General features: G+C 63.7%; 12 protein-coding genes. 3 read left to right on the plus strand and 9 right to left on the minus strand.

Annotated elements, in window-relative coordinates:
• The 6 genes from BEN49_RS04845 to dut all read right to left on the minus strand — a co-directional run.
• Positions 1-858, minus strand: an 858-nt coding sequence (locus BEN49_RS04845; protein WP_369073203.1) for a murein hydrolase activator EnvC family protein, incomplete at its 3' end; no start/stop codon positions are given.
• A 75-nt stretch (positions 859-933) separates the two neighbouring features.
• Positions 934-1,728 carry a lipoprotein insertase outer membrane protein LolB1 gene (gene lolB1 / locus BEN49_RS04850; RefSeq protein ID WP_070741538.1) on the minus strand — a complete coding sequence of 265 codons (795 nt, stop codon included), beginning with the start codon at positions 1,726-1,728 and terminating at the stop codon, positions 934-936.
• Positions 1,721-3,523: a tetratricopeptide repeat protein gene (locus tag BEN49_RS04855; protein WP_083325784.1), complete on the minus strand. Its 1,803-nt coding sequence runs from the start codon at positions 3,521-3,523 to the stop codon at positions 1,721-1,723. The genes lolB1 and BEN49_RS04855 overlap by 8 nt, the downstream gene beginning before the upstream one ends.
• 135 nt (positions 3,524-3,658) lie before the next feature.
• Positions 3,659-4,669, minus strand: coding sequence for a sugar phosphate nucleotidyltransferase (locus tag BEN49_RS04860; protein WP_070741541.1), 1,011 nt, complete (start codon positions 4,667-4,669; stop codon positions 3,659-3,661).
• Between the two features lie 71 nt (positions 4,670-4,740).
• Positions 4,741-5,721: a threonine ammonia-lyase gene (locus tag BEN49_RS04865; protein ID WP_070741544.1), complete on the minus strand. Its 981-nt coding sequence runs from the start codon at positions 5,719-5,721 to the stop codon at positions 4,741-4,743.
• A 313-nt stretch (positions 5,722-6,034) separates the two neighbouring features.
• The gene (gene dut, locus BEN49_RS04870) at positions 6,035-6,469 is read right to left on the minus strand and encodes a dUTP diphosphatase (RefSeq protein WP_070741547.1); all 435 of its coding nucleotides are present in this window, start codon (positions 6,467-6,469) and stop codon (positions 6,035-6,037) included.
• Between the two features lie 176 nt (positions 6,470-6,645).
• Between dut and BEN49_RS04875 the strand changes: the two genes are divergently transcribed.
• Positions 6,646-7,494, plus strand: a complete 849-nt coding sequence (locus tag BEN49_RS04875) for a hypothetical protein (protein WP_125916531.1) — start codon at positions 6,646-6,648, stop codon at positions 7,492-7,494.
• Positions 7,495-7,579: 85 nt separating this feature from the next.
• Here BEN49_RS04875 and BEN49_RS04880 read toward each other — a convergent pair whose 3' ends face one another.
• Positions 7,580-9,079, minus strand: coding sequence for a lipopolysaccharide biosynthesis protein (locus tag BEN49_RS04880; protein WP_070741553.1), 1,500 nt, complete (start codon positions 9,077-9,079; stop codon positions 7,580-7,582).
• A 127-nt stretch (positions 9,080-9,206) separates the two neighbouring features.
• Positions 9,207-9,998 (minus strand): enoyl-CoA hydratase/isomerase family protein, encoded by a 792-nt coding sequence (locus BEN49_RS04885; RefSeq protein WP_070741556.1) that lies wholly within the window; start codon positions 9,996-9,998, stop codon positions 9,207-9,209.
• Between the two features lie 232 nt (positions 9,999-10,230).
• Between BEN49_RS04885 and mscL the strand changes: the two genes are divergently transcribed.
• Together mscL and BEN49_RS04895 are read left to right on the plus strand one after the other, a co-directional pair.
• Entirely contained in the window at positions 10,231-10,608 is a 378-nt protein-coding gene (gene mscL / locus BEN49_RS04890) for a large conductance mechanosensitive channel protein MscL (RefSeq protein WP_070741559.1), read from the plus strand.
• A 194-nt stretch (positions 10,609-10,802) separates the two neighbouring features.
• A complete protein-coding gene (locus tag BEN49_RS04895; protein ID WP_070741562.1) occupies positions 10,803-11,198 on the plus strand; it encodes a hypothetical protein in 396 nt (131 codons plus the stop codon).
• 216 nt (positions 11,199-11,414) lie between these two features.
• Here the strand turns inward: BEN49_RS04895 and BEN49_RS04900 are convergent.
• Positions 11,415-11,795: EF-Tu/IF-2/RF-3 family GTPase (locus tag BEN49_RS04900; RefSeq protein WP_369073204.1), on the minus strand; the 381-nt coding region annotated here is incomplete at its 5' end.

An 11,795-nucleotide genomic window follows, 5' to 3' on the forward strand; every position in this document is an offset into this window, starting at 1 on the left:
CGCGGCGAGGCGCGCCGCCCGGGCAGCGCGGGCAATTTCTTCGCGCACGCGCTCGGCAATCAGGTGGTCGAGGCGCTCCACGGCCTGCTGGCGCTCCACAAGTTCGGCGCGCAGGCCCTGCTCCTGCTGGCCCAGCTGCTGCACTACTTCGTCCTGCCGGGTTTTGAGGGTGAGCAGGCTCTTATTTTCCGACAACTGGGTGTTCAGCAGGGCCCCCTTGCGGCGCTGCTGCTGCGTGAGGCCCGTGAGCTGTTCGCTCAGCCGCACCTGCGTGCCCCGGATGCGCGCCGCCTGCTGCTGCCGCTCCTCGGTGTACTGGCGCACGTAGCGCAGCCGCAGCACAAACTGGTTGAACGAGTCGGCGGCGAACAGAAACATGAGCTGGTTGAAGCCATTGGCCGTTTTGGAGGCCGTGTACAGCAGCCGGGCGTACTCGTCCTTCAGCTCGGCCAGGCTGTGCTGGGTTTGCAGCACCTGCTGGGCCGTTTGGTGCACGTTGGTATCGATGCCGTGCAGCTGGGTCGAAATGTTCTGGATAACGTCCTGCTTCACCACCAGCTGCTCCTTGATGACGCTGAGCTGGCCCAGCGTCGCCTTTTTCTTGGCCTGGGTTTGATCCAGGGCCCGGCTTTTCTCCTGGATGGCTTGCAGGTTGGCGCGCCGCTCGCGCTCCAGCTGGGCTTTGCTTTTGGCGGGGCCCCTGGCGGCGGTGCGCGGTTTTTTACGGCGTGCCGGGGATGTGGCACTCTTGGCCGAGCGCGCCGGGGCGGCTTTTTTGCGGCGGGGCTGGTGCTGCGCCGGGGCCCCCAGGGCACCACCCCAGCACAGGCACAGGCACAGGCACAGCAGCCCGGCCACGGGGCCCCAAAACAACTTGCGTTGCCTCGGTTTGGGGTGCGGTTGTGCTGCGTGCGCTGTGCCGTTCACCCTGCGTTATTTGTTGCCCTTCATCCGCTGGAAGCCCTTCGGAATGTCAAATGGAAAGCCCAGGGCTTCGCGCCCGGCGCTCACCTTGCTGTACTTCAGGCTGGCCTTTGTGCTCACGGTGCCCTGCTTGGCGTCTACGAGCAGGCTGTGGGCAAACGGCGTTTTCACCCCGTCCACGGCCTGGAATTCAGCGTAATCGGCGGCGAGGCTGCGGTCGGTGCCGGTTTCGGTTAGCGTCAGTTTCTCCACCCGGCCCGAAGCGGCCTGGAGCAGCTGCTCCACCAGCACGCCGTTGAGCGGGTAGGCCACGCGCTGGCCACCGCCGGGACCCGTGCCCAGCGTGAGGGCCGCACCGGCGGGGGCCGGCTGGTAGTTGCCCAGCAGTAGGGCCTGCGCCTGGGCGAAGCTCACCGGCACGTTCAGCAGCTTGGTGAGGTAGTCGTAGCCACCGGCGAAATACGTCTTATCCAGGCGGTTGATGACGCGCACCGAGTCGGGTGTGAGCAGGGCCCGCACGCCCTCAAAACCCAGCAGGCCGGCCGAAACCCAGATGGCGCTGTCGCGCCGCATCCGAATGTTGATGGTGGCCGACTTTTCGTCGCCCTTGATGGTGGCCTGCACCTTGCCCTTGGCCGTGAGATAAGGCGAGTTAAAATCGACGGCTTTTACGGCGGCTTCCTTGCCGGAGCGCTCGGCGGTGGAGGTGGAAACGCTGGGGGCCGTGCCCTTGGTGGTGGGCACGGCGCGGTGGCACGCGCCGGCCCCCAGCCCGAGGGCCAGCAGCAAAACGGATTTATTCATACAGTTTACGGTCGCGGATTTTGCGGTCTAGGAATTCGGAGGCCCCGCCCCCGGCCTTGCGGGCGCGCTGCCAAGCGGCCAGGGCTGGCTCTTTCTCACCGAGCTGGTACAGCACGTCGCCGTAGTGCTCGATGACGGAGGCATCCTTGGTGGTTTTGAGGGCCGTTTCCAGGGCCGTGCGGGCCCCGGCGTAATCTTTTTGCTTGTAGAGCACCCAGGCGTAGGTGTCGAGGTAGGTGTCGCTGGCGGGAAACTCCTTCACCACGCGGCCAGACATTTCCTTGGCCTTGGCGAGCTGCTGGCCCCGCAGCGACAGGTAGTAGCTGTAGTTGTTCAGTACGGCCCAGTTGTTGGCGTCGATGGCCAGGGCCGCGTCGTAGGCGGCGTCCGACTTGTCATATTCCTTCAGCGCGTGGTAGGCGTCGCCGAGCTGCGCGTCGAACTGAGCCAGTAGCTCCGGCGTGTCGGTGGCCAGCTTGCGGCCGTGCTCCAGCGAGGCCACGGCCTGCTGCGGCTGCTTCTTCATCAGCAGGCCTGTGCCATTGAAAAACCACATCGACGCCTGGTTGGGGAATAGCTCCAGGGCCTGCTCTGAATGCACCAGCAGCGAATCCGTCTGGCCCAGCTCGGCATCTAGCAACACGGCTTGCTGCCACACTTGGTAGCGGGTGTTGTCGAATTTTAGGGCCTTGAGGTAGGCGTTGCGGGCCTCGCGCTTGCGGCCGGTCAGGGTCTGCACGTCGCCGCTCAAGGCGTAGGCCTTGGCCTCCTTGGGGTGGGTGCGCACGGTGGCAGCAGCCAAATCCAGGGCCAGCTGGTTGAGGGCCGGGTTGGGCAGTTGCTTGAGGTAGCTGGCCAGGATGCGCACCGCGTTGTCAATGTCCAGCGCCGGCGAATCGAAGGCCAGCCGCAGCTCCTTTTCTGAGGCTTCGGCCTGCTTTTGCTGGCGGTAGGCGTCGGCCAGTAGCAGGTGGGCCCCGGCGCTGCTGGGGTCGAGCTTCAAGGCCTCCTGGGCCAGGCGAATGGCGTCGGGCAGGCGGTCGTTGGCGGCGTACATCTGGGCCTGGGCCAGCACGTAGCGGGGCTGGTCGGGGTTGGCCGCCACCAGCTTGTTGCCCTCGGCCAGGGCCAGGTCCAGCTTGTTCTGCTTGAGGTAAATCTGCTGCTTCTTAAACGATACCTCGTCACTGGGCCCAAACTGCTGCTCAGCCTGCGTTAAGGTAGATAGGGCCTCGGGCAGCTTGCCCTGGGCCAGGTACAAGTCGCTCAGGTTGAAGAGGTAGCCGCCCGAGTCAGGCACTTCCTTCACCAGGGCGGCGTAGGTGCGGGTAGCGGCGTCGTACTGCTTTTGGCTGGCCTGGGCCTGGGCCAGCAGCAGGTAGTAATAGGCGTTCTTGGGGTCGAGGCGCACGGCGGCGGCACCGTAGTTGGTGGCGTCGCGCAGGTTGCCGCTCAGCAGGCTAGCCTCAGCCAGCTTGTAGTTCAGGGCCGCGTTGGTGGGGTTGAAGGAATAGGCCTTGCCCAGGCGGTCGAGGGCCTTGGGGTAGTCCTCCAACAACACGTACTTCACGCCGTCCACAAACAGCGACTCGCTCACCTCACGGTCACGCTCCGAGAGCACGGGCGCGGCGGGTACGTTCTTTTTGGCGGCAGCCTGGGCCTTGTCGGCTTCGCGCTGCTGCTTGGCAATGGCCCGGCGCTCGGCCCGGCTCAGGGCCGGGCGGTCGGCGGGGGCCTGGGCGCGGGCGGCCCAAGCCGGCAGCAGCAAAAGAAAAACAACCAGGGCAGCGCGCATGACGAATGAAGCTAATCGGCCCCGCGGCCGGTTCCAAAATTACGGCGAATAAATGCCGGCGGCGCGGCCCCCACCGGAGGCCGCGCCGCTTTAACGCAAATCCGCCCTAAAAATTTCCGCCCGCGGGCGGCCGCCTCACACCCGCAGGTTGTTGAAGTCGCCCAGGCTCAGGTCGTCGGGGGTACCGGCCACGATGGCGTGGTTGCCCACCATCGAGTTGGTGATGACCGTGTTGAGCAGCGAAGCCGAGGTTTGCACAATGGAGTTGCTCAGGCGCGAGTCGCGCACGTTGGCGTTGGCGCCTAGACTCACGTGGGGCCCCACTACCGAGTTGGTAATGATGGCGTTATCACCCACGTACACCGGCTCGATGAGCACCGAGTTAGTGATAATGGCCGACGGCGAGACCAGCGACTCACCGCGCTCCTTGAGGTACTCCAAGTAGCGCTGGTTGGTGAACACCGTGGCGTCTTTGTTACCGCAGTCGAGCCACTCGGTTACGCGGCCGGGCACGAACACGGTGCCTTTGTTCTTCATATTTTCCAGGGCGTTGGTGAGCTGGAACTCGCCTTTGTCCTTGATGTCGTTGTCGAGCAGGTATTGCAGCTCCTCGCGCAGGTACGCGCCGTCCTGGAAGTAGTAGATGCCAATGATGGCCAGGTCGGACACAAACTCCACGGGCTTCTCCACAAAGTCGGTAATCTGGCCCTGCTCGTTGAGTTTCACCACGCCGAAGGGGCGCGGGTCTTCCACCTGCTGCACCCAGATGGTGCCGGCTACGCTCGAATCGAGCGTGAAGTCGGCTTTGAACAGCGTATCGGCGAAGGCCACCACTAGGGGACCCGTCAACGACTCTTTGGCGCACAAAATGGCGTGGGCCGTGCCCAGCGCCTCGTCCTGGTACACGATAGTGGCCTTGGCCCCAATCGATTCGGCAATGCCGGCCAGCTGTTTCTCCACGGCCGCGCCGAAGCGCCCGATAATGAACGCCACTTCGTCGACGGGCTCGCCGCACACCTTGGCAATGTCCTCCACGAGGCGCTGCACGATGGGTTTGCCGGCGATGGGCACCAGGGGCTTGGGAACGGTGAGCGTGTGGGGGCGCATGCGCTTGCCCATGCCCGCCATTGGGACGATGATTTTCATTGGAAGGAGTGTCAGTGAAGGGTGAGAAAGAAGAAGAAGTAAGAAGTTCAGCAAAGAAAGGGGCCCCCGGGCTAGTCGCCAACTGGGCCGGCCAGCAACTCGGCCAGCGTGGCGGGGTCCACGTTGCCGCCGCTGAGCAGTAGCACCGTGTGGCGGCTGGGCGGCAGCGCGGCGCGGTGGCGCAGCAGCGCTGCCAGCGGCAAGGCGGCCGTGGGCTCCACCACCAGCCGGGCCTCGGTGAGGAGGCGGCGAGCGGCGCGCCGCAGGTCGGCCTCGCTCACAGTTACGATGTCATCGGCATACGTGCGGACGTGCTGAAAGGTCAATTCGCTCAGCCGCAGCGTGCGCACGCCGTCGGCCAGGGTGCGGTTAGTGTCGGCGGCGGGCCACTCCACCACGTGGCCGGCGCGCAGCGAAGCCTGGGCATCGGCGGCCAGCTCGGGCTCCACGCCGATGATTTTAATGCTGGGCTTCAGCGCTTTCAAGGCCACGGCCAAGCCGCTGAGCAGGCCACCACCGCCCACCGGGGCCAGCACCAGCTCCACTTCCGGCAGGTCCTGGAAAATTTCCAGGCCCGCCGTGCCCTGCCCGGCAATCACGTAGGGGTCGTCGAAGGGCGGCACCAAAATGCGGGGGCCCTGGGCCTGGAGGCGAGCGGCCACGTCCTCGCGCCGCTCGTGGGCGGGGTCGTACAGCACCACTTCGGCCCCCAGGGCCCGGGTGGCGGCCACCTTCACGGCCGGGGCGTTGGTGGGCATGACGATGATGGCCGACATGCCCAGCGCGCGGGCGGCATAGGCCACGCCCTGGGCGTGGTTGCCGCTGGAGTAAGCAATAACGCCCTGCGCCCGCTCCTCAGCCGACAGGGCCAAAATGCGGTTGGCCGCCCCGCGAATTTTGAAGGAGCCGATGGGCTGGAGGCTTTCGGCCTTGAGGTACACGGCCTCGTAGGGCAGCTCGGGCACGGCCAGCGGCAGCAGCGGCGTGTGCCGCGCCAGGCCGCGCAGCCGCCCCTGGGCCTGTTCGATATCGGATAGGGTAACGAAGTTCATCAATAGATAGCTATACGGAAGAAGGGGCCGCAGGGCTGGGATGGCGCCCTTAACTGACGTTTAGGGTGATTTTGCATTTAGTGCGAGTCGCCCCCAGGGGAACCTCACCCCCGGCCCCTCTCCAAAAGAGAGGGGTGCGTTCAACGATTTAAAACTGGCTTCAAGCTGATGACTGGCACCCCTCTCCGCAGGAGAGGGGCTGGGGGTGAGGTTCGGCCGGGGCCCCAAAGCCGTCATTCCAATTTGCCGCAGCGATTAGCGGGCAGCCGGCGAAAAAGCCAGCAGCCCGCCCCAACTAGCCGCGCTGGGGGCCCTAGCCGGCGCCGGTGCTGCCGTAGCCACCGGTGCCGCGGCCGGTGGCGGCCAGGGTTTCGGCGGGTTGCCAGGCAATGGTTTCGTGGCGGGCCACTACCAGCTGGGCCACCCGCTCGCCGTCGCGCACCTCGAAGGGCACATTGGAGAGGTTCACCAGCAGCACGCCGATTTCGCCGCGGTAGTCGGCGTCGATGGTGCCGGGGCTGTTTACGAGGGCGATGCCGTGGCGCAGGGCAAGGCCGCTGCGGGGCCGCACCTGCCCCTCAAACCCCACCGGAATGGCCACCGCCAGCCCCGTCGGAATCAGGGCCCGCTCCAGGGGCCCCAGCGTCACGGGCGCGTCGAGAAAAGCGCGCAGGTCGAGGCCGGCGGCGTGGTCGGTTTGGTATTCGGGCAGCGGGTGGCGCGAGCGGTTGACGACGGGAATCTGCATGGAAAAGTCAAAAGGCACTGGGATGGAGGCAAAAAGTCAGGCAAGTTTTTCAACCCTTAGGCCCCGCGAAGGAAGGCATTTGGATTCAGCCGGCGAAGCCTCGGCTGGGCAATTGGCCGGAGGCATTATTGAATCAAAGTTTAATTGCAGCTGCTTCCCAAGGAGCTACCAGCTGAATGCCAGACCTTAACTACAAATCTGACCAGTGCTGCTTTGCGGCAAAAGGCTCATCCATCAGGCTTCGTGCGCGTTTCCTTGCCTGCCTTTTGGTAGTGCTTGGAGTGGCCTGTCAGCCTGAAAAACAGCGTCCGGTTACAACGGCCGCCGTTTCACGCCCGGCCCTGCTACGGGCCGGCGAAAAAATTCTCTCCAAAAATCGCCGGTTCGTGTACCTCGCGCGGTGGTACGCGCCGGGAGCAACAACCGCCACACTGGATACCGTGACGATGACGGCCTCGGGCATACCCTTTGAGATTATGCCCACGGAAACACTCATTGTATGGTTGTTTCGGGCAGATACGCTCTGGCCGGCGGGTCCCACGCAGGGGGTGAGGGCCGTTGATAACAAGGAGGAATTTTCGATTCATCCGCCCCGCTACGGGCGCTACCGCATCCTGGAATTCAACCCATTTCCCCACATCAAGCTGCCAGCAATACGCGGCAGAACCTGGGAATGGAGCGTCTACCCGCCGGCCAGCGTGTATGCGGACCCAAAGTGGGCCAGTTGGAAAGACACCTTACGGGTGGAGTTTCGCTACATGCTGGGCGGTACCGTGCAGTTAGCTACCCCCTTGGGCAGCCTCCCTTGCTACCGTGTGGATGCTAAGGCTACTAGCAAGCTGGGCACCACGGCTTTGACGTCCTACTTCCACCCCGCATATGGCTTCGTTCGGTTGGACTACTGCAACATCGACCGCAGCCGCGTACAGCTGGAAATGATAACGGTAGACGTGCGGCTAGAGTCGACCGAGAAAATATTGGAACAAGTGTTCTGGCGACCGTCTGATTTACAGCTGCCCAAATAAGGGGTCCCATAAAGCCCAGAGAGTAGCGCTATTGGGGCCCCAGAAAACTCGTACCCGTACCAATGGCAAGCTGGCCCCGGCCGGGCTAGGCGCGCCGCAGGTGGCGGCCTTCGCCCAGCCACAGGGCCCCCACGAAAGCCACCGATAAGGCCACGTGCCAAGCGTGCCGGGGGCCCCAGCCGGCTACTGGTACCGCCGAGCCCAGCGCCACCAGCCCCACGGCCAGCGCCAGCCACAGGCCCAGCCGGCCCATCGGGTAGGGCACCGGAAAGTGCCGCTCGCCCAGCCGCCAGCACAGCACGGCCATCATGAAGTAGCAGGCCAGCGTAGCGATGGCCGAGCCCATGTAGCCGAGCACTGGAATCAGCAGGAAGTTGAGGGCGATGGTGAGCACCGCTCCACCGGCCCCGATGTAGGTGCCGTAGTAGGTTTTGTCGGTCAGCTTGAACCACACCGATAGGTTGTAGTATACGCCCAGAAACAGGTTGGCCAGCAGCAGCACCGGCACCACAGTTAGCCCCTGCCGGTACTCGGGCCGCCGCAGAAACAGCACCCCGAAGTCCTCCACGTTCAAGCTGATAACTACGAAAATTACCGCGCAGCACAACGTGAACCACTTGAGCACCAGCGCGAACGTGGCCGGCGAGTTCTTCTCGGTGCTCTGGGCAAAGAAGAATGGCTCGGCCGCGTAACGAAACGCCTGAATGACGAGCGACATGAAGATGCTGAGTTTGTAGCACGCCCCGTAAATGCCCACCGCCGCGAGGCTGCTCTTCCCCGGGTAGAAGCCCGTGGGCAGCCACTTGGGCAGCAAAATCCGGTCGAGGGTTTCGTTCACCATACCGGCCAACCCCATCAACATCAGCGGATAGGCATACTTGAGCAGCGGCCGCAGGGGCCCCCAGCTGAACCGAAACCGGAAGTCGAGCAGCTCCCGGCCCAGCAGCAGCAGCGTGGCCGCGCTGGCCACCAAGTTGGCCAAAAACACGTAGCCCACGCCCAGGCTGGGGTCGTACACGCGGGCCACCAGGGGCCCCAGCGCGGGTAGCCACTTGCCGCTGGCCACGGCCGGGCACAGCACAATGAAAAACAGGTTCAGGGCCACATTCAGCACGATACCGGCCATCTTCACAGCGGCAAACTTGCGGGCCTTGTTCTCCAACCGCAGCCGGGCAAACGGCAGCGCCGACACCGCATCAAGGCCCAGAATCAGGGCCACCCAGTAGGCGTAGCGCTCGTTGCCTGGCCCAATTTCCAGCAGGCCCAGCAGCGGGCGGGCCAGGACCATCAGCAGCAGCGTGAGCCCGGCGCTGCTCAGCAGCAGCAGGCTCAGGGAACGGTCATACAGCTCGCGGCGGTCGGTGCCGGGGCGGTTGGCGAAGCGGAAGTACGTGGTTTCCATGCCGTAAGTGAACACCACGTTCAGAAACGACACGTAGGCGTACAGCCCCGTCACCACCCCGTACTCGGCCGCCGCAAAGGCCCCCGTGTAAATTGGCACCAGCAGGTACGTCAGCACCCGCCCCACGATGCTGCTCACGCCGTACACCGCGGTTTGGGAGGCCAGCTTTTTGGCAATACTCATGCGCTTTGGTTTAATTAAAAATTATAGATTAAGAACTAAAAATGAGCATGTTAACTACCCTCATTCTTGCTTGAAAACGGCATTTTCCACCATTTTTAATTCCTAATTTTTAATTTTTAATTCCTTTTCATTTCCCTTGGAACGCTGCCGGCCGCTTCTCCAAGAACGCCTGGGTGCCTTCCTTAAAATCGTCGGTCTGGAACGCGCGGCCGAAGGCTTCGGCCTCCGAGGCGTAGCCGTCTTGCCCCGGGGCGTAGCCGGCGTTCACGCTGGCGATGACGAGCCCCAGCGCCACGGGGCCCTTGCTCAACATCCTGGCCAGCAGCTGGCGGCAGAAATCCAGCAACTCGGCCGCGGGCACCACGTGGTTGGCCAGGCCCAGGCGCAGGGCCTCGTCGGCTCGAATCATGTCGGCCGTCAGCATCAGCTCCAAGGCCTTGGCCTTGCCCACCAGCTGGGGCAAACGCTGGGTGCCGCCGTAGCCGGGCAGCAGGCCCAGGCTCACCTCGGGCAAGCCGAAGCGGGCCGTGTCGGCGGCCACGCGCAGGTGGCAGGCCATGGCCAGCTCGCAGCCGCCGCCCAGCGCGAAGCCGTTCACGGCGGCCACCACCGGCTTGGGGCTGCGCTCGAACTGGGCAAAAACCCGCTGCCCGTACGCCGCCGCGCCCGCGGCCTGCACGGGCGTCAGGGCCGCCAGCTCGGCAATGTCGGCCCCCGCCACGAAGGCCTTTTCGCCGCTGCCCGTGAGCAGGATGGCGCGCACCGCGGGGTCGGCCAGGGCCTGCTGGCCCGCCGCGTCCAGCTCCGCGATGGTGGCCGCGTTCAAGGCGTTCAGCTTGGCGGGGCGGTTGACGGTGAGGGTGAGCACGCCGGTGGCGGCGTCGAGGTCGTAGAGCAGGTTGTCGAAGAAACTGGCCATTGGGCAGGGGCTAAGCGGTGGGGGGCAAAGGTAGGGCCCCGGCCCGGGGCCCTGCCTTTGCCCCCCGCGCCACGCAGCACCAGCGCCGGGCAAAACCAGACAGCGCAAACAGAACACCTCCTAACAGCAATAATCCAACATAATGTGTTGATGTTATCCCTATATCTTTACCTCAAACAATTTTCCTCTAACTAAAAGAGGTTGCAGCTTTTTCACCTTTTTCCTCTTCCTTATGAGCGTTGTTTCCGAATTTAAAGAGTTTATTTCCAAGGGAAATGTGCTCGACCTCGCTGTGGGAGTCATCATCGGCGCGGCGTTTGGCAAAATCGTTTCTTCGCTCACCGACGATATCCTCATGCCGCTGGTGGGGATGGTGGGCGGGGCCCCCGATTTCTCCGCCATCCACCTGGGCCCCTTGAAAGTGGGCTTGTTCCTGAACGCGGTGGTCGGCTTCCTCATTCTAGCTTTCATCATTTTCCTGATTGTGAAGGGGGCCAACACAATCAAGAAGGCGCCGGTGGAAGTGGCCCCCGTGGCCCCGATTGACACCAAGGACCAAGTACTGCTCACCGAAATCCGCGATGCCCTGCGGGCCGGCGGCCGGTTATAATCCGGCGTTGGCCGGCTCAGCCCGGCTGTCTGGCGGGGGCCCTGATTGCCAGGCCCCCCGCCAGACAGCCGGGCTTCATTTATGCAGCTACAGCAGCGGCACGCACAGCCGGGTAGGCCAGGGCGAACTTATCTTGCTTCCTGCCGGTTGCCGCGGTGCTTTTCCGACTTCATCCCCCGCTTCTCCCCTGCCGCATGAAAAACCTGTTCGCTGCTGTTGCCCTTGCGGGCCTGGGGCTAGTTGCCGCCCCCGCTTTCGCTCAGTCGGGCCCCGTCGACCCGCGCCAACCCAGCTTAACGGCCGAAGAGATTAAGCACAACCAGCAGATGCAGGTGCTGGAAGCCCGCGCCGGCATCGCCACCGGCAACACCAGCCTCAGCCGGGCGGCGGGCCCTGCGCGGCAGTACGACACCAAGGCCGGCGGCTTCATGGTGCGCAAGTTCAAGGCCGCGCCCGGCGCGGGCAAGGCCGCGCCCGGCGCGGGCAAGCAGGAACGCGGCCAGATGCACCCGGCCAGCGGCGCTAACCCCTCGGGCAAACCCCTGGTGCACAAGCACCCTGGCCGCAAAAAGCGCTTCCTGTTCTTCTAAATCGCAGATTTTGCAGATTAGGGCGGATTTCGCGGATTTTTGATGGCCGTTACGGGGGCGCGGTGCTTAGCAGCCCACGGCACCCCTACTACTTTTCGTTGACTGATTACCGGCGGGTATAAAAGCAAAAAGGCGACCTTCTCGGGTCGCCTTTTTGCTTTTGACTAATCGGCTACAAAATCCGAAAAATCCGTCTTAATCCACAGAATCCGTGATCTAGAGGGTACGCTTGATTTCTTTCTCTTCGAAGCCCTCAATGTTGTCGCCTTCTTGCAACTCGTTGAAGTTCTTGATGGAAATACCGCACTCGTAGCCCTGGCGCACTTCCGACACATCGTCTTTGAAGCGTTTGAGGTCCTGGATTTCGCCGGTGTGTACCACAATGCCGTCGCGCACCACCCGTACGCGGGTGCGGCGGGTAAAGGAGCCGTCTGTCACCATACAGCCGGCAATAGTGCCGACTTTAGTGATGTTGAACACGATGCGCACCTCGGCGTTGGCCACCACCACTTCCTGCACCGTTGGGGCCAGCATGCCTTCCATGGCATCCTTCACCTCGTTGATGGCGTTGTAGATGATGCTGTACAAACGCACGTC

It is taken from the genome of Hymenobacter coccineus, assembly GCF_001816125.1.
Lineage (GTDB): Bacteria > Bacteroidota > Bacteroidia > Cytophagales > Hymenobacteraceae > Hymenobacter > Hymenobacter coccineus.